Below are 21,638 nucleotides of genomic sequence, written 5' to 3'. Positions count from 1 at the left end.
ATTGGAAATGAAGGGGAGGGTGTCGGATGGTTTTTTCATCAAATGTCAATCCAATGGATGGGGCTGCACCTGCCTTTCCAGCCATAGGCGCCTTCCACTGCCCGGCTGGTTATGATATCCATTCGATAACCGGGTCTGGGGCAGGCGGGTCCATGGGGACGCGCTGCCAGCGGCCAGGGCGCCGCCTGTCGGCGCTACCCGGGGCTTCTTGGCTTCGCCGTGTTCATTCGTCCCTGCAGGTCATGGGTTATACGCAAAAGAGGCTTTATGGAGTTGTTGTTACTGGCGGATGCGCCATCTGCCGCAGGCGTGGTTGCCTCATGGTATTTTGACGAATGGTGCCGCGACAGTGGTCGCTTTACTCAAGAGCAGGTGCTGGCCAAGGTCATGGCGGCCACCCAGGTCGACCGGGCTCCGCTGATGGTACTGGCCCGCCAGGCCGGTGAATGGGTGGGGGCTGCCGAGCTCAAGATCCGTGAAATGGCGATGTTTCCCGAGTACGAGCATTGGTTGGGTGGGGTATATGTCGTTGAAAAAGCGCGGGGGCAGGGTGTTGCCTCCTTGCTGGTAACAGAGATCCTCAGCCGTGCTCGCGGGGCGGGGATCAGCAAGCTGTACTTGCAAACCGAGAACCTGACCGGTGGCATTTATTGCCGTCATGGTTTCAAGGCCGTTGAGGAGGTCAATGATAAAGGCGTTCATGTTCTGGTGATGGTGGCGGATACCGGCATCTAGCCCTCGTCAGAAGTGCTGATCTGGTTAGGCCTGGCACAGCAGCGTGCGCCCCGCTTCAGCGCGCATAACCATTTTGTGCGATCAATAAAAAAAGCCAGTCAGGGTCACTGACTGGCTTTTTTATTGGCGCCTGCCGGGCAGGTGCCATCATGGACTGCGGACTTAGCCTATCAGGCTGGCCCACAGGTCGTATTCGTCCGCTTCATCGATGCGGACCTTGACCAGATCGCCGGGCTTCAGATCGGTTTCACCGTTCAGGTAGACCAAGCCGTCGATCTCGGGGGCATCGGCGAAGGAGCGGCCGGTGGCACCCTCTTCGTCCACCTCGTCGATCAGCACTGTCATCTCTTTGCCGACCTTGCGAGCCAGCTTGCGGATGGAGACCTGCTGCTGCAGCTCCATGAAGCGCTGGAAGCGCTCTTCCTGAACGTCTTCCGGTACCGGATCCGGCAGCTCGTTGGCCTTGGCGCCTTCGACCGGGCTGTATTTGAAGCAGCCGACCCTGTCCAGCTCCGCCTTGTCGATGAAGTCCAGCAGCATCTGGAACTCTTCTTCGGTCTCGCCGGGGAAGCCGACGATGAAGGTGGAACGCAGGGTGATCTCGGGGCAGATCTCGCGCCACTTCTGGATCCGCTCCAGGGTGCGCTCGACGGTACCCGGGCGCTTCATCAATTTGAGGATGCGCGGGCTGGCGTGTTGCAGTGGAATGTCGAGGTAGGGCAGTACCTTGCCGTCGCGCATCAGCGGTATGACGTCATCCACGTGCGGGTAGGGGTAGACGTAGTGCAGGCGTACCCAGATGTCGAGCTTGGCCAGCTCTTCGCACAGGGCCACCATGCTGGTCTTGACCGGCATGCCATCGTAGAAACCGGTGCGGTGCTTGACGTCGACGCCATAGGCGGAGGTGTCCTGGGAGATCACCAGGATTTCCTTCACTCCAGCCTCTTTCAGGCGCTTGGCTTCGGCCAGCACTTCGCCGATGGGGCGGCTCACCAGATCCCCGCGCATGGAGGGGATGATGCAGAAGGTGCAGCGGTGGTTGCAGCCTTCGGAAATCTTCAGATAGGCGTAGTGGCGCGGAGTCAGTTTGACGCCGTGGGCCGGCACCAGACTGGTGAAGGGGTTGTGGGTCGGTTTGGCCACGTATTTGTGGACGTGACCCAGCACCTCTTCATAGGCATGGGGGCCAGTGATCTCGAGCACCTTGGGGTGGATCTCGCGGATCTGGTTCTCTTTGGCGCCAAGGCAGCCGGTGACGATCACCTTGCCGTTTTCGGCCAGGGCCTCGCCGATCGCTTCCAGCGACTCTTGTACCGCGCTGTCGATAAAGCCGCAGGTGTTGACCACCACCAGCTCCGCATCGTCATAGCTGGGCACCACATCGTACCCTTCGGTACGCAGCTGGGTCAGGATGCGCTCGGAATCGACCAGGTTTTTGGGGCAACCCAAGGAGACGAATCCTACTTTGGGGGCCTGTTTTGTGTTGGACATCGCTCAATCACTCTTAGGTGGCTCTCTTATAAGGGCGCGGATTTTACCGGAATGGCTAACCAAAAACTATACAGCCAGCACGGTAGAACGGAACAATATCTCTGGCGGAGGCAGATTCCCCCATACAGCACCCAAGCACTGCGCCAGCCAGGCTACCCCTTTTGGGTGCATCTCGACTGGGCCAGCCGAATCGTCGACCCGCTCACATCTTGTTGAGTTTTCAGTTAACGAGATGGGGGCTGCTGATGGGCGTCACTATACTCCCAACAGGCACACCAGCAGGGAGGACGGGATGGAAAGCTCATTTGGCGAGAGAATGCAGCATGTGCATGCCACGCTCAGGCAGCGCTTTGACAAGTTGAGCCGGGTGGCCATCGCTATCTATGACCCGCATACGGACAGGCTCAAGACCTTTGCCCACAGCACTGAGGGGAGCTCTCCTCTGGTGCAGTACGAGGTCAAACTGAGCGAGGTGCCCTCCCTGCGCTATCTGGCGGAACACAAACAGCCCAGGGTGCTCGACAGTCTGGACTCCCTGCTGGGGTCGAGCTCGGAGCACAGCCGCAAGCTGCTGGAAGCGGGGTATGCCTCCAGCTATACGGAGCCGCTGCTGTTCAACAGCAAGCTGTTCGGCTTTCTGTTTTGCGATGCGATGGAGCCGGGTTACTTCAAGGAGCCCATTCGCAGCGAGTTGTCAGCCTATGCCCAGGTGCTGTCGGCCATCATAGCGGTGGAATTTTTCTCCATCCAGACCCTTGGCGGCGCCCTCACCACGGCGCGGGAGTTCAGCCGTTATCGGGATGAGGAGACCGCCAACCATCTGCACCGGATGTCGGCCTACTCCCGGCTGATCGCCCGTTCCGTTGCAACGAGCCATTCGCTGAGTGACGAGGAGGTGGAGTTTATCTACCTCTTCTCCGAGCTGCACGACATCGGCAAGATTGCGGTGCCTGACGCCATCTTGCTCAAACCGGGCAAGCTGACGCCGGAAGAGTTCGAGATCATGAAGATCCACCCCGGCAAGGGGCGGGAGATGATTGCCCTGATGATCAGTGAATTTGGCCTCGACGGCATTCACCATACCGACATGCTGACCCATATCATCGCCTGCCATCATGAGCGTTTTGACGGCACCGGTTACCCGGAGGGGCTGGCGGGGGAGGCTATTCCGCTGGCGGCGCGTATCGTTGCGGTGGCAGATGTGTTCGATGCTCTCACCAGCGAGCGCCCCTACAAGCAGGCCTGGCCGTTTGACAGGGCGTTTGCCTATCTGGAGGAGCATGCCAGCAGCCAGTTTGACCCCGTCTGCGTGGAAGCCGCGCTTCGCAACAAGGAGGCGTTTCGCACCATACATCAGCAGTATCAGGAGCCCGCCACCAGCCCGGTCGGCAGCGATCTTTCGGGACCTGGCCGCGGTTCAAGCCACTGATGTCAGCAATTTTCCCCAGTATTGCCGGTTCTTACCTTTCTACTTGGGCCCAGGTTCGCTTATCTGGTAGAGGTGATCGGTGCAGGTGCTCGCGCAGCCACAGGGGCGCACCGCTTTATCCGCGCGCTTTTGCGCCAGCCTGTACTGGCGCCACCAGAGCAGGGAGCCCATGGCGACGATCAGCACAAAGGCGGCCAGTATGGTGATCAGCAGCAGTGACATGAGTTTGCCTCCTTGGTGTTGTGGCACCCTGTGTTCCCTTCGCCGCAGCAGCCTCCCTGACAAGGGGGACGCTCAGCGCCGTCATGGCCATCGCGTTTGATGGCGTGGATGACGGGTTTGCCAGCATGGCGCTGTGACCTGCGGCCCTGGCTTGGCTCGGTCAGAGGTTGCAAATTGCTTTCAGCCAGCAGTGCCGGCCACGGCAGTCGCGCCGAGCGACACTGCACCACCTGCATGCCGCCGGTCAACAAGCCTCCCAGCATTCGCTCACCGATATTGCGTACTACTACCTGATTGACTTGATGAGCCTTGAGGGTGACCAGCAGCGCCTGTTTGTCGCCACAACCCTCACCGGCTGCCGGGTTGGGCAGGGTGGCGAGCACAGTGCCCTCGGGGCCTACTATTTGCAGCTGTTCGGCGCGGGTAAAGTGACTGGCCAGCTGGCCCCGGGTCAGCATGACGGCACGGTTGGCTGCTGGTGCCATCATCAGGCCATGTTCTGTATTCATAGGGGTATGTCTCCACTGGTGTCGGGGTCGCTCGCCTGCATCATCAAGGCTTTGCCCTGGCTCAGACAGTCCACCACTTTGTAGCGGGCTTTTTTAAGGATGTTGGCCAGGGTCTGACGAGAGACCCCCATCACGACGGCGGCCTCCTGTTGCTGCATGCCTTCCAGATCCACCAGGCGCAGTGCCTCGAATTCGTCGGCAGCAAGGGCGACCTGCTCCAGCTGGTGCATGGGGCGGCCATTGGGTTTGAAGCAACTGTTGGCGGGGCGGCCACAGATCTGGCGGGCAATCTTGGGTCTGGGCATAAGCACTCCTATTTAGCATATGCCATTTATACGCCGGGCAATCAGGGTATGCAAATGAATAAAACATGTGTTTTCATTGCATATCAGGGACGAAGGCCCTGTTACAGTGCGCTGGTCGCAAGATGGTTGGGTCTGGTTGTGCAACGATCAGTGCTCGTTCCCGGGAGGGGCGAGCTGCTTGTCTCACGCATGTTAATCGTACGTATCTTGCTGAAATAATGAGTTATTGATGAAAATTCAAGGTGAATGACATGAACAAAGCGATGGCCACCAAGGTGTTTGAATCCCTCTCCTCCGGCATTCGGCTCGATGTCTGGCGTCTGCTGGTGAAAGCGGGCCTGGAGGGACGGGTGGCCGGGGAGCTTTCCAGCAGTCTCGATATCGCCCCCAACACACTGTCATTTCACCTCAAGGCCATGTTGCACGCCGGCTTGCTGTCGGTGGAACAAGAGGGTCGCTTCCTGCGTTATCGCGCAAACATCCCTCTCATGCTGGCATTGATAGGCTACCTCACGGAGGAGTGCTGCGCCGGTCACCCCGAGGCATGCGGCATGATGCGTGCCGAGTCCAGTTGTTCCCCTCATGTTCTGCCTGCCAACGCCTGCTGCGACAAGGAATAACGCCAGCGCCGTCATGGGGGAACGGACCCTTTCAGCCAGGCTTGCCGGGCATCTCGGATACCGGATTGGGTGCTCAGGTGTTCATATGAGGTCAGGCCGTGCGTCATCCACTGACTGGTGTTGTGGGCCTCACACTTATCCGGCGGTCCCTTATTCTGCTACTGTGAGGGTCAGCTCATCACAGATGGTGGAGAACCCATGAAGATTCGATTCCTGGTATTGGCAACGACATTGGCGCTGGCCTCGACCCCCATCCTGGCCGATTGGGCCAAGGTAAAGGAGGCCGCCGCCGACCTTGGCACGGCTGTGAGCGACACCAGCAAGGAGGCGTGGCGGAGCGTGACCGATTTCTCCAAGGCGACCTGGGCGTCCGTCTCCCAGTGGGGCTCGGAGGCGTTCAATACCGCCGGGGCCTGGACCGACAAGAGCATAGCAACCGGCAAGGAGTGGCTGGTGGTCGCCGACAAGAAGCTCGACGAGATGCGTGAGCCCAAGACGGCGCCAGAAGCACGACTCGCCCTCGATACCATGGCCGACACAGCCCTGGTGAGGCTATTCAACGAACAACCCTCTGCCAAGTTGTTGTTTAACCGGGCGTATGGCTATGCGGTGTTCGATTCACGCAAGTTCTCCCTGATGTTGCAAACCAATCAGGGGGCAGGGGTGGCGATCAATCGCGGCAGCGGCCAGCACACCTACATGAAAATGCTGGGCGCTGGCCTCTCGGCCGGCCTTGGCGGCAAGTTCTACCAGCAGGTGATCCTGTTTGAAGACAAGGCCAGGTTCGATGCCTTCGTGACCAAGGGCTGGGAGGCGACCTCAGAGGTGGGGGCGGTAGCGGGCAAGGAGAGCGCCGGGCTCACCGCCAAGTACAATGGCGGCATGGCCATCTATCAGATCGGCGAGACGGGGCTGCTGCTCGATGCCAGCATCTCGGGATCCAAGTACTGGGTGGACAAGGATCTGACTGAAAAAAGCCGATAATCGAGTCGTTATCAGCTGGTCACAGCAGGTAATGGTTTTGCCATGACCTATTCATGAAGGCCCGCATAGTGGGCCTTTTTCCTCTCTCTGGATTAGAGGGCCTGATAGACCCGTTTGCCTTTGAACATGGTCCACAGCACCTTGGTATCCTTGATCTGCTCGCTCGCAACCTGCTCCAGATTGCGATCCAGCAATACCAGATCAGCACTCTTGCCTATGCTGATTGATCCTGTCTGTTTCTCCTGTCCAATCACCTTGGCTGCGTTGAGCGTGTAAGCCTGCAAGATAGCCTGGCGGCTGATCTGCTCGCTGGCAGGGGGCAGCAAGCCAAGTTCGCCCTGGCGGGTGATCGCGGTATATATCGCAAGGAAGGGGTTGGGGCTGGATACCGGCCAGTCACTGGCACCGGCGAGAATGGCGCCGCTTTGCAGCAGGCTGCCTGCCGGATAGAGACGGGACAGCAGGGCAGGGGGCACTTTCCCCTCCAGCAGCATGGTGGTCGCCACGTTTTTCCCGGCCCACAACAGTTGCATTGAGGCGGCCACATTGAGTGGTTTGAAACGGGCAATGCTGGCCGGGCTCACCACTTCCAGGTGGGTGATGCTGTGCAGCAGGCGGCGATCTTCATTGTGGGCCCGAGCATAGGCGATGGCATTGAGGGATTCACGGACGGCCCGATCGCCGATGGCGTGGAAATGAGCGATCAGTTGATGGGCATCCGCCGTGCGGATCAGCTCGTTGAAGCGCTGCTTGTCCAGATCGTCTCTGCCGCTGTAACCGGGGCGGTTGAGATAGGGCTCGCTCAACTTGGCGGTCTGGGATGGAAACTCGATGACTCCATCTTGCAGGATCTTGATCCCCACCAGTTTGACATCCGGGGCATCTTGGAACTGCCGCTGGAGCGCCAGGACGTCATCAATGATGGCGGGAGAGGCGTTGATCCCCACCAGAGCAAGGGCGGATACATGCCCGGTCAGCTTGCCTTCCCGCGATAGCATGCTGTATGCCGGCAACAGGCCGGTGTCACGGCGATCCGGCTCGGCGTTGAAGATAGGCGCGAGGGGGCGAATATTGCTGATAGGGTCCATCCAGGCGGTAATGCCCACCTGATTAAGTTGCTTGGCAGCAGTCATGATGGCATTGGCAATCGTCTCGTCGCTGACGGGTGGCAGCGCCTTGAGGATGGCATCCCACCCGCCTTCCGAGGCAAAGCCATTCAGCTTGCCGGATGGGGTGAGGCCAAAATTGCCTTTCAATGGGGCATAGCGACCGGCAAGGGACTCGCCATCAATGCCTGCCTTGCGCAGCATGGCCTGATTGGCCCAGCCGGTGTGGGCATCCGATCCGGCCAGCACCACGGGGACCTGCCGGTACTGCGGGCCATTGAACACCTGATCGAGCAGGGGTAGCTGATGCCAGTAGTCGAGCGAGACATTGCTGTATAGCTGCACGTCACCGAGTGTCAGCCGGGGGTCATCCTGGCTGCTGGTCAGAAATTGTTGCAGTTGCTTAACCTGACTCATGGCATCGGGAAAGTTAACCGTCATGGCCTGAAATCCGGCAAAGGCCGCATGCACATGACTGTCGATGAGTCCCGGCATCAGATACTTTCCTTTCAGATCAATCTGGTTGGCATGGCTGCCGAGCCGGGCACTGACCTCCTGGTAACTGCCGACCGCCACGATCTTTTTACCTTCAATACCGACTGCCTCCGGGTGAGGGTTCGCCGGATCGCCGCTGTAGATGGTGCCGCCAAAGATCAGGGTCTGGCTCTGTGACTGGGCATTGGCTGCCATCGGAAGGCTCACCAGCAGGCTGGCAAGAAACAGTGTTTTGACATTCATGGGCATGACTCCGTCGCTTCGGCGCCCGAAGGCACCGAAGAGGGTGAATGGAAATGGGGTATCGGCTTATGGGTTGATAAGCGGGATACAGATATCAAACACGTAATGATCCCGGTCGGGGTCAGTGCCCGCGTGGTATTGCTCGTAACACGGACGGTCGTCGCAGCTCAGCCCTTTGCTCACCAGCCAGCCAAACGCCGTCTCCCAAGTGGTGACCAGCTGATCGCCGCGAGCGATAAACTGGCATACCGCATAGGGGCCAGCGGCGATGGTCTGGGTGGTTAACTGGCGCCCTGCGTGGATTTCGGGGCCCAATTCAATGCAGATGTCTGTGCGACAACGCGTCTCATCGGTGATGTCAGGAATATCCCAATAGAGACTCAAGGTGCCTGCCGGTGTCATCGCCTCGTCTGACGCGAACAGTGCAAGTAAATCCCGATGGGCTTGCTCGCAGGTCTCCTTGCCATAAGGACCCATACGGCGCATATATGCAACGCGCCGGGCGGGCATCTGCTTGACGCTCGCCCCCTGCAACAGACCCTGGTGTTCTGTGACCGGGTGCATGACCAGGCCATCATAGGTTTCAAAGGGCAGGGGATCGTTTCCAATCTTGCTTTTCCAGTTTCCCCCTTGTTGCTGGCGGTATTCCGAGGGGCTCATGGCGAAGTGCAGGCGAAAGGCCTTGGCGAAATTCTGGGAGCTGGAGAACCCGGCGGCCAGCGCGAGGGTGGTGATATCGCTCTGCGGTGCGGCCAGCAAGCGACGGGCCGCACGTTCCATGCGCAGGCGCCGGGTAAAGCCGGCGATAGTCTCTCCGACCATCGTCTTGAAAATGCGGTGAAAGTGAAAGGTGGAGATGGCGGCCGCCGTCGCGACCTCATCCAGACTGGGATTGTCATCCAGATGCTGGCTTATGTAGTCCATCGCCTTGAACACAGGTTTGCGATAATCCAGAGATGACTCCTTGCCAACCATTAAAAGTGGGCGTCAACACCGGATTTAATCAGAGCCATCAGTCCTTGTCGAATCCGTCTGCTCTGGTCTGGCCACGCATCCTCACGCCACTCCTAACGTATTGGCACTCTAATTGCTTATTGGATGCCAGCGTCAATGATTTGTCTGGGGATGAGATATGGAAATTAGTGCAAGCAGCCTGATGCAAGAGATGCAGGCTCTCAAGGTTGAAGCTGGTGCCACGCCGCTGACTCAGCCCGGTCGTCAGGTCACCTCTGATTTTGGTCAGTTGCTGCAGCAGGCGCTCGGCAACGTCAACGAACTGCAAGGCGCCGCCAATGATCTGCGCACCCGTTTCGATATGGGCGACAAGTCCGTCGATCTGTCCGATGTGATGATCGCCGGCCAGAAATCCTCTATCGCCTTCGAGGCAACGGTGCAGGTGCGCAACAAGATGGTCGATGCCTACAAGACCATCATGAACATGCCGGTATAAGAGATTACTGAATATCATGCACATGTCAGCAATAAGGACATAAATCGTGGCTACTGACCAAAATGGCGAACTGCTGATCAACGAGGAGAGCTCCGCTGCCCTCGATGAGAACGAGCAAAAGAGTTCAGCTCTCGGCTTCCTGTCCAACACGGATGTGCTGCGGCAAATTACCCTGATCCTGGGGCTGGCCATCTGTCTGGCGATCGCCGTTTTCATCCTGTTGTGGGGCAAGGAGCCGGACATGCGTCCCCTTGGCACCTACAGCACCCAGGAGCTGGTCAAGACCCTGGACTACCTTGACGCCCAGAAGATCCCCTATGAGGTGGATGGCAAGAGCGTGCTGGTCAGCGCCGAAAAATATGCCGATATCCGCCTGCGCCTGACCCGCGCCGGCCTTGCCACCAATACCGATGCCAGCAACGATGGCGAGTCCATACTGCTCAAGGATTCCAGCTTTGGCGTCAGCCAGCGCATGGAGACGGAGCGCCTCAAGTTAAGCCGTGAGCGCCAGCTGGCGAGCGCCATCGAGCAGTTCCAGAACGTGGCCAAGGCCCAGGTGCTGCTGGCCATTCCGAAAGACAACGTATTCGCCCGCAACGAGCGCAAACCCAGTGCGACCGTGGTGCTGAGCCTCAAGGGCAATGCCCTTGGTCAGGGGGAAGTGGATTCCATCGTCGACATGGTCGCCTCCGCCGTACATGGCCTGGAGCCGACCCGTGTCACTGTGACCGATCAGAACGGTCGCCTGCTCAATTCCGGTTCGCAAGATCCTGTCTCTGCCCAGACCCGCAAGGAGTTTGCGATGCAGCAGAAGCAGGAAGTGGAATACAAACAAAAAATTGACGCCATCCTGATACCCGTACTGGGCGCCGACAATTATACGGCGGAAGTTGACCTCTCCCTCGACTTCTCCCAGCAGGAGCAGACCCGCAAGACCTATAACCCGGACCTGCCTGCCGTGCGTTCCGAGATGACGCTGGAAGAGAACAGTGCCAGCGGCAGCAACGGCGGTGTGCCGGGTGCTCTCACCAATCAGCCACCCGCTGCATCGAATATTCCCGAGGAAGCCGCAGGCGGGGATGGCGGAGCCGCCTCTTCCTCCGGTCGTTCCCGCAAGGAAGCAACCCGCAACTTCGAACTGGATACCACCGTCAGCCATATTCGCCGCCAGATGGGGGGTATTCGCCGCATGACAGTCTCGGTAGCCGTGGATTACAAGTCCATCGCCGGTGCCGATGGCGCCGTCACCCGTGAGGCCCGTTCCCAGGCCGAACTCGATACCCTGCGTCGTCTGTTGAGCGGCGGGCTTGGCTTTGATGTGACCCGCGGTGATACTCTGGAAGTGGTCGCCATTCCGTTCAACCGGCCCGAGCTTGAAAATGTGGCCGACGCGCCCATCTACGAGCAACCCTGGTTCTGGCGTGCGGTGCGCATAGCAGCGTCAGTGCTGGTGATTATCGTATTGATTGTCACAGTGGTACGCCCCATGCTGAAGCGTCTGCTTTACCCGGATGCACGACCGGAAGGGGATCTGGATCTGGACAACAGCATAGTGCTGGGTGGGGATGACGAGCTCAGTCTGCTGGCCGCTCAGGCCGAGTCCGAGCCGGTATTCGGGGTGCGTGACGGCCATCTGAAACTGCCGGATCTGCACCGTGACGAGGATCTGCTCAAGGCGGTACGTGCGCTGGTGGCGAACGAACCGGATCTGGCCGCACAGGTCATTAAAGAATGGGTAAGCAACAAAGATGCCTGAAGAAATTAAGACCCAAGTCACCGGTAATGACATTACCGAGGGACAGCGCCTGATCCTGGATCAGATGAGCGGGATGGAGATGGCGGCCGTATTGATGCTGAGCCTCAATGAAGAGGATGCTGCCCAGATCTTCCGTCACCTTGAGCCCAAGCAGGTACAGCGACTCGGTATGTCGATGGCCTCCATGTCTGACTTCAGCCACGATCGGGTGGCGGCGGTGCATCGTCAATTCATCGACGATATCCAGAAGTACACCAACATCGGCATCGGCAGCGAAGACTTCGTGCGCAAGGCGCTGGTGGCGGCCCTTGGCGAAGACAAAGCCAGCAACCTGGTGGATCAAATCATATTGGGTTCAGGCTCCCGCGGCCTCGACTCCCTCAAGTGGATGGATGCACGCCAGGTGGCCAGCATCATCCTGAACGAACACCCGCAGATCCAGACAATCGTATTGTCCTATCTGGAGCCTGAGCAGTCGGCCGAGATCCTGAGCCAGTTCCCGGAGCAGGTGCGCATGGATCTGGTGATGCGGATCGCCAACTTGGAAGAGGTGCAACCGGCGGCGTTGCAAGAGTTGAACGACATCATGGAGAAACAGTTCGCCGGTGCGGCGGGTGCCCAGGCAGCCAAGATGGGCGGCCTGAAGGCGGCAGCCAACATCATGAACTACCTGGATACCAACATCGAAGGCCAGCTGATGGACTCCATCCGCGAGTCGGACGAAGAGATGAGCCAGCAGATCCAGGATTTGATGTTCGTGTTCGAGAACCTCATCGACGTGGACGACCGCGGCATTCAGACCATGCTGCGGGAAGTGCCGGGCGAGCTGCTGCAACGGGCGCTCAAGGGCTCGGACGATCAGATGCGCGAGAAGATTTTCAAGAACATGTCCAAGCGGGCCGCCGAGATGCTGGCGGACGATCTGGAGGCCATGGGGCCAATCCGGGTCTCCGAGGTGGAAGCTGCCCAGAAAGAGATCCTCTCCATCGCCCGCCGTCTGGCGGATGCCGGCGAGATCATGCTGGGCGCCGGTGGTGGCGAGGAGTTCCTCTAAACCATGAACCATCAAGTGTTCGGTTTCGTTGGCCCGTATCTGACCGTGGCGAGGGGCGCATTTAAAGCATGAACAACAAGCTGCGTGGTTATGTTCGCCCTGACGGGGATGATACCCGGGTCGAGGCGTGGGGCTGGCCGGAGATGGAAGTCGAGGCCGCGGTCGAGACCAATGCCCTGGGTTATTCTCCCGACTGGTATCAGCAGGAAGAAGAAGTGCCGGTGGAAGAACCGGTTCCCGAACCCACCCCCAGCATAACGGCAGAAGAGCTGGAAGCCATCCGTCAGGCCGCCTGGGATGAAGGCATGGTCGAAGGTCAGGCCACCGGATTTGCCAAGGGACTGGAGGAGGGCAAGCTGGAAGGCTTGCAACAAGGCCACCAGGCCGGGCTCGAGCAGGGCAAGGAGGAGGGGCTGGCTCTGGCCCGCGAGCAGGTGGAACAGCAGATGGCCCATTGGCAGTCGCTGATCGACCGCCTTGCCAATCCTCTCCATGAGCTGGATCAGGCGGTAGAGCAGCAGCTCATCTCGCTGGTGATGCAACTGGCCCGCACCCTCATGCGGCACGAGGCAGAGACCTCGCCCCGTATCCTGCTGGAAGCGCTCAAGCAGGGGCTGGCTTTGTTGCCGGCCGCCGAGCAGGGCGTCACCCTGATGCTGCATCCTGATGACATTGCCCGGGTCGAGCAGGCGTTCGGGGTGGAAGAGTGCGCCAAGCGCCACTGGCGGTTGCAAAGCGATCCCACTCTCTCCCCCGGTGATCTGCAACTGGCGACCGAGCTTTCCAGCGTCGATTTGACCCTGCAGGGGCGTATCGATCAGCTGCTGCGCAGTTTCTTGCGCGACAATGCGTCTCGGGACTTGCCGAGTAATTGACACCGGGCTGGCGCCAGCGGGCCCGGTTGACTTTTTTCTCTCTCAGGAGGCCAGATGAGCGGCTCGTTACTCACTCGGTTGCAAGGGTATCGGGTCCGCGATACCGCGCCCAAGCCGCCCGTCGCCGGTAAATTGACCCGGGTGGTGGGACTCACGCTGGAGGCCATTGGCTGCCGCGCGGCCATCGGTGCCCTCTGTCGCATCGATACCCAGGATGGCGAGTTGGAGGCCGAGGTGGTGGGCTTTTCTGGTGATCGCCTGTTCCTGATGCCAAGTGAACAGCTCAAGGGGGTCATTCCTGGTGCCCGTGTGGTGCCCATGACCGAAGAGCACGGCATTCCGGTCGGCATGAATCTGCTTGGGCGGGTCATCGACGGCATAGGCCAGCCGCTGGACGGGCTTGGTCCCATCCTCTCGTCCCAGACGGTGCAATTTGCCCAGCACCGTATCAACCCGCTCTCCCGTCGCCCCATCCATCAGCCGATGGACGTAGGGGTGCGCGCCATCAATGCCGTGCTGACGGTAGGGCAGGGCCAGCGGATGGGACTGTTTGCCGGTTCCGGCGTCGGCAAATCCGTGTTGCTCGGCATGATGACACGCGGCTCGGTGGCGGATGTGGTGGTGGTGGGCCTCATCGGTGAACGGGGCCGGGAAGTGAAAGAGTTTATCGAGGACATATTGGGGGAGGAGGGGCGAGCCCGCTCCGTGGTGGTGGCGGCACCGGCCGATGCCTCACCCCTGATGCGTCTCAAGGGGTGCGAGACGGCGCTCGCCATCGCCGAGTATTTTCGCGATCAGGGCCTCAATGTGCTGCTGCTGATGGACTCCCTTACCCGCTATGCCCAGGCCCAGCGGGAAATCGCACTGGCGGTGGGTGAGCCGCCGGCGACCAAGGGCTATCCGCCGTCGGTCTTTGCCAAATTACCGGCGCTGGTGGAGCGAGCAGGCAACGGTAGCGATGGTCAGGGCTCCATTACGGCGTTTTTCACCGTCTTGACCGAGGGGGATGACTTGCAGGATCCCATCGCCGATGCGGCGCGGGCCATCCTCGACGGCCACATAGTCCTGTCGCGGGAGCTGGCCGATGCAGGCCACTATCCGGCCATCGATATCGAAAAATCCATCAGTCGTGTCATGCCCATGGTCACCTCACCCGAACACATGGATTTGGCGCGCACCCTAAAGCAGTTTTACTCCCTCTATCAGCAGAACCGGGATCTCATTACCATAGGCGCTTACAGTCAGGGGTCTGACCCTCGCATCGACCGTGCCATCGTTCACAAACCTTATCTGGATCAGTTCTTGCAACAGGGTATGCGCGAGGTCATTCACTATGATGAGGGCCTGCAATCCCTGCAACTGGTGGCCATGCCACTGATGCGTTGACGATGTAGTAAGGGTGGAGCGCGCTCATGAGTAAAGGGTTGGTGATGTTGTCCGAGCGGTTGCTTGAGGCCGAACAGCAGGCAGGGTTGGCACTGGCCAAGGCCCAGCAGGATCTGAAAATCTTCATGGAGCAGCAGGAAGCGCTCAATCAGTACCGCCAGATTTACCACCAACAGTGGACCGACCGTGGCTTGCAGGGCATAGGTGCCCAGCAGAATGCCCAGTATCACGCTTTTATCAGCAAGCTCGAACAGGCGGCTACCCAGCAGTATGAAGGGGTGAGGCAAGTGCGTCAGGCGCTGGAACTGCGACGGCAAGAGTGGCTGTCTGCCCAGCAGAGGCGCAAGGCGGTAGAGTTGTTGCTGGCCAAGCAGGCCGGGCGTGAGCAGCAGAAGGCTCAGCGTCAGGAGCAGAAGATGCTGGATGAGTACGCCATGCTGCGCCGTTTTCATCATTCTGGCCTGTAACTTGCTTTATTCTGGCCATCCAGTGTGCGCCTCACCCCTCTCTTTCGCGTGAGGGCTGCACCCTAACCCGATTGCCGTCAGGGACCTTCATCATGATGCAGACACTGTTAACCAATACCCCCTCCGCTTCGGCTGCGCCCTCTGCCGATAAAAACGTGTCGCTCATCTCATCGTCCGATAAAGGTGATCAGTCCTCGCAGAGCGATCTGAAGGGGGGCTTTTCCGAGGAGATGGTCAAGGCTCAGCAGGCGGATAAGGCAACGGGTGCCAGGCAGGGCAGCAAAGTGGCTGCCGGTGAGCAAGTCGCCCCCGATCCGCTCGCCAAGGAGGCGGTAGTCACTGACAAGGGGGAAGGTCGCAAGCATGGTGATGCCAAATCTTTGGCGGATTCCACAGGGGAGACGGCCGCCACGGACGACAAGGAGAAGAAAATGGACGAGGCTGAGAGCAGTGCCTCTCCCATTGATTTCTTGCAGCGTCTGCAAGACGCCCTCAAGCAGGATACCAGTCTCGTCTCCCCCGTCGTTCTCAATCTTGCCCCGGTTTTGGAAGGTGACGGCAATATGTTGCCGCAAGAAGATGAGGCCACTGCATCTGCCGATGCGCTGGCGCTTGACGGCAAACAAGGTGATGGCAAGCAGGCCGCGTCCAGAGACGCCGCCTTGCTGGCGCAACAGGTGGCCAGCCTGCTCAAGGGAGCGGATACAGGGGCCGCGGCTGCAAACGATGAAACGCCCGCCACCGAAGCCGTGGATGGGGATATGTTCGCTGCCATGGCGGCTGAGCTGAAGGGTGATGAAAAGGGCAAAGACACGGCGAGTGCCGACAAGGGCGGCAAGGCCGCACTTTCCGGTGCTGGACGGACCGCCTTGCTGAGCAAGGTGTTGCCGACCGAAGCGGTGGAAAAGGTTGCCAAAGGCGAGGGGAACAATCCTGTCGAGGTTGATGGCAGCTCCAAATCCGCCATCCACTCTATGGGTCACAAGGAGGGGGCTGAAAAGCCATCTCCCCTGCACACCATGAATCAGGTCGTGCCTGCTCAGGCGGGTGCCACCAGGGCGTTTGAAGAGGGATTGGGCCGGGCCGACAGTGGCACCGCAACCTCGACCGATGCCGCACAGACCCAGGCTGTCACTGAAGAGGGTGAGGAAGCCAAGGTTGCCCCTGCCGCCAAATCAGATAGCCAGGCTGTTGTATCCAGCATGGCGACAGCCGCTCAGACGACACCGGTTGCACAAGCTGCCGAGCCCGTATTGACGGCGCCGCAACAGGCGCTGGCCAGCAGTGAATCACAAGGGCCGCAAGCATCATTGAACGCCTTGTCGGCCGGTCTCAAGCAGATGGAAGCCAGTGATTCGCCCAATACCAAGGCGGACGTCAAACTGGATGTGAAGCAGAAGGTGGCCGAGCTTGGCAGAAACAGCGCTCTGGGCACAGAGTCTACTACCCAGGACAACAACCACAGCCAGCAGGTGCAGCAGAACAGTCAGCCCCAGGCCGTGAACAATGACAGCAAGCCGACCACCGACATATCGGCGCGGCGGGATCCCCAGCATTTGGCTCACCTCAAGCTGGCCAGTCCGGAGACCCCTGCCCAGTTGCATCAGAAGGTAAACCTGATGCTGACGGACAAGTTGCAGCAGGCGGAGATCCAGCTCGATCCCCTGGGTCTTGGCAAGATGAAAATCCAGATCCAGATGGGATCCGACAACCAAGCCAACGTGCACTTTGTGGTGCAGCATGGGCAGACTCGCGAAATGCTGGAGCAAGCCATGCCCCGCCTGCGTGATATGCTGGCCGGACAGGGCATCCAGCTTGGTCAGACTCTGGTACAACAACAGCCACAGCAGCAGTCTCAGGGACAGTCCGCTTTTTCCGGCCAGGGCCAGTCAGGTCAACATGGCAGCGGATCGTTTTCTGAAACAGGCCAAACTGAGGCAGAGGTCACGGCGGCAGGTAGTCGTTTGTCGATGGAATCGACAAACGACGCCGGAATTGATTTCTATGCTTGATGCCAGCCTGAGTAAGTTTATGATATCGAACAAGTTTGAGACTAGGGTGGACAAGGGATGGCAGATGACAACGAACTGACGCTTAAAGATCCGGCGGCAGGCAAGAAAAAGAAGCTGATCATGATCATCGCCCTGGCAGTGATAGTGCTGGCGGGTGGCGGTGCTGGTGCCTGGTTCATGCTCTCCGGCTCTGACAAGCCGGCTGCGGATGCTGCTGCCGAGGGGGCAGATGCCAAGCCGAAAGATACGGCACCGAAACCTTCGCTCTATGTGGGCATGCCGCGTCCCTTCGTGTTCAACGTCTCGGGCGGGCAGCGGGATCGGCTGGTGAAGATCAAGGTGCAGCTGATGGTGCGTGGCACCGCCGACGAGAACCTGGCCAAGCAAAATATCCCCCTGATTGAAGGCACCTTGCTGCGGATTTTCAGTGCCGCCACCAGCGAGCAGCTGATGACCTTCGAAGGCAAGGAGAAGCTGCGCAAGGATTCACTGGAAGAGTGCCGTCGGGTACTGGGTGACCTGGTCTCTTCCCCCGTTATCGAACAAGTGCTGTTTACCGGCTTTGTAATGCAATAAGGGTGAAGCGTGAGCGATCTGTTAAGTCAGGACGAAATTGATGCCCTCTTGCACGGTGTCGATGATGTCGAAGAGGAAGAGATAGGCGCAGCGGGGGATCCCGGTGTTGCCCAGTTTGACTTCTCCTCCCAGGACCGCATCGTCCGTGGCCGTATGCCGACCCTGGAGCTGGTGAACGAGCGCTTTGCCCGTCACATGCGGATCAGCCTGTTCAACATGATGCGCCGTACCGCCGAGGTTTCCATCAACGGCGTGCAGATGCTCAAATTCGGCGAATACGTACACACACTGTTTGTGCCGACCAGCCTGAACATGGTGCGTTTCCGTCCGCTCAAGGGCACGGCACTCATCACCATGGAGGCCCGACTGGTCTTCATCCTGGTGGAAAACTTCTTTGGCGGCGATGGTCGCTACCACGCCAAGATCGAGGGTCGCGAGTTCACGCCCACCGAGCGCCGCATCATACAGATGCTGCTCAAGCTGGTGTTCGAGGATTACAAGGACGCCTGGGCCCCCGTCATGGATGTGGGCTTCGAATACCTCGACTCCGAGGTGAACCCTGCCATGGCCAACATCGTCAGTCCCACCGAGGTGATAGTGGTGAGCTCCTTCCACATCGAGCTCGATGGGGGCGGCGGTGATTTTCACGTGGCCATGCCTTACTCCATGCTGGAGCCCATCCGCGAACTGCTGGATGCCGGTGTGCAGAGCGACAAGGGGGACACGGATGTACGCTGGAGCAAGGCGCTGCGCGACGAGATCATGGACGTCAAGGTCGAGCTCCGAGCCAAGCTGCTGGAGACGGATCTGACACTGCGCGAGCTGATGGAGCTCAAGCCCGGCGACATAATCCCGGTGGAGATGCCTGAGAACCTGCTGGTCTATGTGGAAGATTTGCCCACCTTCCATGCCAAGATGGGGCGGACCAAGGATAACGTGGCCCTCAAGATTACCGACAAACTCAAGCGCCCTGAAGGGGTCAAGACAGAGATGCATCTGGTGACCCGGGGCGGCATACGTATCGATGGTGAGGCCGAGCTGGAAGAGCTCGAGCGCAGCATCGAAGATCAACAGCGATAATCGACAGTCTGTCACGACAGATGGTCACGAATTAGCATAAGGAAGCAAGATGAGCGGAACTGATGGCGGACGCCTGGGCAGCCGCACTGGAAGAGCAGGTGATTGCCGAAGCCAAACCCGCTCCCCTTGAGGAGCTCACCGATGACGCCCCCATCAGTGCCGAGGAGCGGCGCAAACTCGACACCATTCTGGATATTCCGGTCACCATCGCCATGGAAGTGGGCCGCAGCCAGATCAGCATCCGCAACTTGCTGCAACTGAACCAGGGCTCTGTGGTGGAGCTGGATCGGGTGGCGGGTGAGCCGCTGGACGTGCTGGTCAATGGCACCCTGATCGCCCACGGTGAAGTGGTGGTAGTGAACGACAAGTTCGGTATCCGTCTGACCGATGTCATCAGCCAGATTGAAAGGATCAAGAAACTCAAATGACCAGCACCATTGCGCTGACCGATGTCATCATCACTCAGGCCGACAGGATCCAGAAACTCACATGATCCGCGCGCTCCCGTTACTCTTGTTGTCCTGCCCTGTACTGGCCAATCCGGGGGCGGGAGCCAATCCTCCCAGCCTCACCTCCTGGTTGCTCTCCAGCCTGATGGTGATCGGCCTCATCCTGGTGCTGGGCTTTCTGCTCAAGAAGAGCAAGATAGCCAACGCCATGGGGGGCGGTCAGATGCGTGTCATCGCCAGCCTGCCGGTGGGTTATAAAGAGAAGCTGCTGGTAGTCAAAGTGGGTGAACAGCAGTTGTTGATCGGGGTGACACCGCAGCAGGTCAATTTTCTCTATCGCCTGGATACGCCGCTGGACGAGAGCCAGCCCCAGGCGTTTTCCCAGCAACTTGGCAAATTGATGGGTAAACATGAAAAAAGCTAACGGCTTGTGGTTACCAATGGGGCTGCTGGTCGGCCTGTTATCAACGCTGGTGTTGTTCTCGCCGCTGGCGCTGGCCCAGGATGGCATGTCGGCCGTGACCATCAAGACCCTGGCGGATGGCAGCCAGGAATACAGCCTGACCCTGCAAGTGCTGGCGCTGATGACGGCGCTCTCTTTCTTGCCTGCGGTTGTCATCATGATGACCTCGTTTACCCGCATCATCATAGTGCTTGGCATATTGCGCCAGGCGATCGGTTTGCAGCAGAGCCCCTCCAACCAGGTGTTGATCGGCATTGCCCTCTTCATGTCGTTTTTCATCATGTCCCCCGTGCTGGATCGCATCAACGACGAGGCGCTGCAACCCTATCTGGCCGAGACCATTCAGGCCAGGGAGGCGCTGGAGAAGGCCGAACTGCCCATCCATCAGTTCATGCTCTCCCAGACCCGGATAAAGGATCTCAATACCTTCATGGAAATCGCCGATGTGCAGGTGGATAAACCCGCCGAGGTGCCACTGCGAGTGCTGATCCCGGCGTTTGTGACCAGCGAGTTGAAGACGGCATTCCAGATAGGCTTTATGCTGTTTTTGCCCTTCCTGGTGATCGATCTGGTAGTGGCCAGTATCCTGATGGCCATGGGTATGATGATGCTGTCACCCATGCTGGTTTCCCTGCCATTCAAACTGATGCTGTTCGTCATGGTGGATGGCTGGAACCTGATACTGGGCTCTCTGGCCAACAGTTTCGGCTTGGGCGCCGGTGGTTAAGTCGGACAAACGCAAGGAGCAAGGAGCATGAGTCCGGAAACCTTTGTCGACGTATTCCGTGAGGCACTCTGGCTGGTGACTATCATGGTGTGCGCCGTGATTTTACCGAGTTTGATGATAGGTCTGGTGGTGGCCATCTTTCAGGCCGCTACCTCCATCAACGAACAGACCTTGAGCTTTCTGCCTCGTCTCATCGTCACCCTGTTTGCACTGGGGGCGGGTGCACACTGGGGCTTGCAGAGCCTGATGGATTTCTTCCTGCTGATGGTGAGTCAAATTCCCGAGGTGGTGGGATGATGCACTCCACGACGCGGCCAGGATTGCCGTCTGACAACCCACTGCTGCTGGTATGTCTGCAGGCTTCCGAGGCGGCAGTATGACCTATACAACCGCTCTTATCATGGAGTGGTTGTCTTCCATCCTCTGGCCGTTGGCGCGGGTGAGCGGTCTCTTGATGGTGATGGCGGTGTTTGGCAGCCGGCTGACGCCAGCCCGGATCCGCATCGGGCTGGCGCTGGCACTGACCTTCATGATCGCCCCCTTGTTGCCTCCCATGCCCAAGGTTGAGCTGTTCTCCGTCGGCAGTTTTCTGGTATTGACCCAGCAGCTGCTCATCGGCATTGCCCTCGGCCTGATGACCCAGTTTCTGATGGAGAGCTTCGTGATGGCCGGCCAGGTCATCGCCATGCAGACCAGTCTGGGCTTTGCGACCCTGGTGGATCCCATGAATGGCCAGTCGGCCCCTGTGGTAGGCCAGTTCTACCTGATGCTGGCAACCCTGGTGTTTCTGGCGGTAGATGGTCACCTCATCATGCTGCGCATGGTCGTGCTGAGTTTCGAGACTTTGCCGGTCTCCGATGCCGGGCTCACCCTGCCTGCCATCCGCAGTCTGGTCGGTTTTCTGGGGATCATGTACCAGGCCTCTCTGGTGATGGCGCTGTCGGCCATAGTCGCGCTGTTGCTCATCAACTTTGCGTTCGGTGTCATGACCCGGGCAGCTCCCCAGCTCAATATCTTCAGTATCGGTTTTGCGGTCAGCATGATGTCCGGCCTCTTCATTCTCTGGCTCACCATCGGCGGTTTTCTCGGTCACTTCGATTCCATGTGGGAGCGGGTGCAGGAGACCAGCTGCGAGCTGATTAATGTCCAGTGCTTCGGTGATCAGAATGGTTGATTGCGCGTGGCTTGATACCGAACAGCTTCA

Annotated in this window: 24 protein-coding genes; 18 read left to right on the top strand and 6 right to left on the bottom strand. The window is 59.1% G+C overall.

Annotation, left to right across the window (positions count from 1 at the left end; all coding sequences use genetic code 11):
- Positions 1-267: 267 nt before the first annotated feature.
- Positions 268-735 (top strand): GNAT family N-acetyltransferase, encoded by a 468-nt coding sequence (locus AXW79_RS16740; protein WP_005319359.1) that lies wholly within the window; start codon positions 268-270, stop codon positions 733-735.
- 162 nt (positions 736-897) lie between these two features.
- Here the strand turns inward: AXW79_RS16740 and rimO are convergent, their stop codons facing one another.
- On the bottom strand, positions 898-2,226 hold the full coding sequence (gene rimO / locus AXW79_RS16735) for a 30S ribosomal protein S12 methylthiotransferase RimO (RefSeq protein ID WP_005319357.1): 1,329 nt from the start codon (positions 2,224-2,226) through the stop codon (positions 898-900).
- Positions 2,227-2,518: 292 nt separating this feature from the next.
- Here rimO and AXW79_RS16730 point away from each other — a divergent pair, with 292 nt between their 5' ends.
- A complete protein-coding gene (locus AXW79_RS16730; protein ID WP_005319354.1) occupies positions 2,519-3,655 on the top strand; it encodes an HD-GYP domain-containing protein in 1,137 nt (378 codons plus the stop codon).
- Between the two features lie 39 nt (positions 3,656-3,694).
- On the opposite strand, the gene AXW79_RS16725 is transcribed toward AXW79_RS16730, so the two are convergent.
- Genes AXW79_RS16725 through AXW79_RS16715 form a run of 3 tightly spaced genes read right to left on the bottom strand, consistent with a single transcriptional unit; the run spans position 3,695 to position 4,691 of the window.
- Positions 3,695-3,877: a hypothetical protein gene (locus tag AXW79_RS16725; protein WP_005319352.1), complete on the bottom strand. Its 183-nt coding sequence runs from the start codon at positions 3,875-3,877 to the stop codon at positions 3,695-3,697.
- Entirely contained in the window at positions 3,862-4,386 is a 525-nt protein-coding gene (locus AXW79_RS16720) for a NifB/NifX family molybdenum-iron cluster-binding protein (protein WP_005319350.1), read from the bottom strand. Before AXW79_RS16720 ends, AXW79_RS16725 begins: the two co-directional genes overlap by 16 nt.
- A complete protein-coding gene (locus AXW79_RS16715; RefSeq protein ID WP_005319348.1) occupies positions 4,383-4,691 on the bottom strand; it encodes a DUF134 domain-containing protein in 309 nt (102 codons plus the stop codon). The genes AXW79_RS16720 and AXW79_RS16715 overlap by 4 nt, the downstream gene beginning before the upstream one ends.
- Before the next feature lie 251 nt (positions 4,692-4,942).
- Between AXW79_RS16715 and AXW79_RS16710 the strand changes: the two genes are divergently transcribed.
- Both AXW79_RS16710 and befA read left to right on the top strand, forming a co-directional pair.
- Complete coding sequence (locus tag AXW79_RS16710; protein WP_005319346.1) at positions 4,943-5,311, top strand: ArsR/SmtB family transcription factor; 369 nt, start codon at positions 4,943-4,945, stop codon at positions 5,309-5,311.
- Between the two features lie 198 nt (positions 5,312-5,509).
- Complete coding sequence (gene befA, locus AXW79_RS16705) at positions 5,510-6,295, top strand: beta cell expansion factor BefA (RefSeq protein ID WP_005319344.1); 786 nt, start codon at positions 5,510-5,512, stop codon at positions 6,293-6,295.
- 92 nt (positions 6,296-6,387) lie between these two features.
- Here the strand turns inward: befA and AXW79_RS16700 are convergent, their stop codons facing one another.
- Positions 6,388-8,139 (bottom strand): amidohydrolase, encoded by a 1,752-nt coding sequence (locus tag AXW79_RS16700; protein ID WP_005319342.1) that lies wholly within the window; start codon positions 8,137-8,139, stop codon positions 6,388-6,390.
- A gap of 66 nt (positions 8,140-8,205) precedes the next feature.
- Positions 8,206-9,114, bottom strand: coding sequence for an AraC family transcriptional regulator (locus AXW79_RS16695; protein ID WP_005319340.1), 909 nt, complete (start codon positions 9,112-9,114; stop codon positions 8,206-8,208).
- 157 nt (positions 9,115-9,271) lie between these two features.
- Here AXW79_RS16695 and fliE point away from each other — a divergent pair, with 157 nt between their 5' ends.
- From fliE to fliR, 14 genes are all read left to right on the top strand, one after another.
- Positions 9,272-9,589 carry a flagellar hook-basal body complex protein FliE gene (gene fliE, locus AXW79_RS16690; protein ID WP_011898507.1) on the top strand — a complete coding sequence of 106 codons (318 nt, stop codon included), beginning with the start codon at positions 9,272-9,274 and terminating at the stop codon, positions 9,587-9,589.
- Positions 9,590-9,635: 46 nt separating this feature from the next.
- A complete protein-coding gene (gene fliF, locus AXW79_RS16685; RefSeq protein WP_005319335.1) occupies positions 9,636-11,345 on the top strand; it encodes a flagellar basal-body MS-ring/collar protein FliF in 1,710 nt (569 codons plus the stop codon).
- Positions 11,338-12,399, top strand: coding sequence for a flagellar motor switch protein FliG (gene fliG, locus AXW79_RS16680; RefSeq protein WP_005319333.1), 1,062 nt, complete (start codon positions 11,338-11,340; stop codon positions 12,397-12,399). Before fliF ends, fliG begins: the two co-directional genes overlap by 8 nt.
- A 68-nt stretch (positions 12,400-12,467) precedes the next feature.
- Positions 12,468-13,274, top strand: a complete 807-nt coding sequence (gene fliH / locus AXW79_RS16675; protein WP_005319330.1) for a flagellar assembly protein FliH — start codon at positions 12,468-12,470, stop codon at positions 13,272-13,274.
- A gap of 54 nt (positions 13,275-13,328) precedes the next feature.
- Positions 13,329-14,660, top strand: a complete 1,332-nt coding sequence (gene fliI, locus AXW79_RS16670; RefSeq protein WP_005319328.1) for a flagellar protein export ATPase FliI — start codon at positions 13,329-13,331, stop codon at positions 14,658-14,660.
- A 26-nt stretch (positions 14,661-14,686) separates the two neighbouring features.
- Complete coding sequence (fliJ, locus tag AXW79_RS16665) at positions 14,687-15,127, top strand: flagellar export protein FliJ (protein WP_005319326.1); 441 nt, start codon at positions 14,687-14,689, stop codon at positions 15,125-15,127.
- A gap of 92 nt (positions 15,128-15,219) precedes the next feature.
- Positions 15,220-17,139, top strand: coding sequence for a flagellar hook-length control protein FliK (locus AXW79_RS16660; protein ID WP_005319324.1), 1,920 nt, complete (start codon positions 15,220-15,222; stop codon positions 17,137-17,139).
- A 57-nt stretch (positions 17,140-17,196) separates the two neighbouring features.
- Positions 17,197-17,715, top strand: coding sequence for a flagellar basal body-associated protein FliL (fliL, locus tag AXW79_RS16655; RefSeq protein WP_005319322.1), 519 nt, complete (start codon positions 17,197-17,199; stop codon positions 17,713-17,715).
- 9 nt (positions 17,716-17,724) lie between these two features.
- A complete protein-coding gene (gene fliM, locus AXW79_RS16650) occupies positions 17,725-18,795 on the top strand; it encodes a flagellar motor switch protein FliM (RefSeq protein ID WP_005319319.1) in 1,071 nt (356 codons plus the stop codon).
- 62 nt (positions 18,796-18,857) lie between these two features.
- Positions 18,858-19,223 carry a flagellar motor switch protein FliN gene (gene fliN / locus AXW79_RS16645; RefSeq protein WP_005319317.1) on the top strand — a complete coding sequence of 122 codons (366 nt, stop codon included), beginning with the start codon at positions 18,858-18,860 and terminating at the stop codon, positions 19,221-19,223.
- A 61-nt stretch (positions 19,224-19,284) separates the two neighbouring features.
- Positions 19,285-19,668 carry a flagellar biosynthetic protein FliO gene (fliO, locus tag AXW79_RS16640; protein ID WP_005319315.1) on the top strand — a complete coding sequence of 128 codons (384 nt, stop codon included), beginning with the start codon at positions 19,285-19,287 and terminating at the stop codon, positions 19,666-19,668.
- A complete protein-coding gene (fliP, locus tag AXW79_RS16635; RefSeq protein WP_034282679.1) occupies positions 19,655-20,434 on the top strand; it encodes a flagellar type III secretion system pore protein FliP in 780 nt (259 codons plus the stop codon). Before fliO ends, fliP begins: the two co-directional genes overlap by 14 nt.
- Positions 20,435-20,461: 27 nt before the next feature.
- Positions 20,462-20,731, top strand: a complete 270-nt coding sequence (gene fliQ / locus AXW79_RS16630; protein WP_005319310.1) for a flagellar biosynthesis protein FliQ — start codon at positions 20,462-20,464, stop codon at positions 20,729-20,731.
- Between the two features lie 79 nt (positions 20,732-20,810).
- Entirely contained in the window at positions 20,811-21,608 is a 798-nt protein-coding gene (gene fliR, locus AXW79_RS16625) for a flagellar biosynthetic protein FliR (protein WP_005319307.1), read from the top strand.
- The last annotated feature ends 30 nt before the right edge of the window (positions 21,609-21,638 follow it).

Source organism: Aeromonas salmonicida subsp. salmonicida (genome assembly GCF_001643305.1).
In the GTDB taxonomy this organism is placed as follows: Bacteria; Pseudomonadota; Gammaproteobacteria; order Enterobacterales; family Aeromonadaceae; genus Aeromonas; species Aeromonas salmonicida.
Note: the sequence above shows the minus strand (reverse complement) of the source record. Positions and strands in the feature narration are given on the sequence as shown.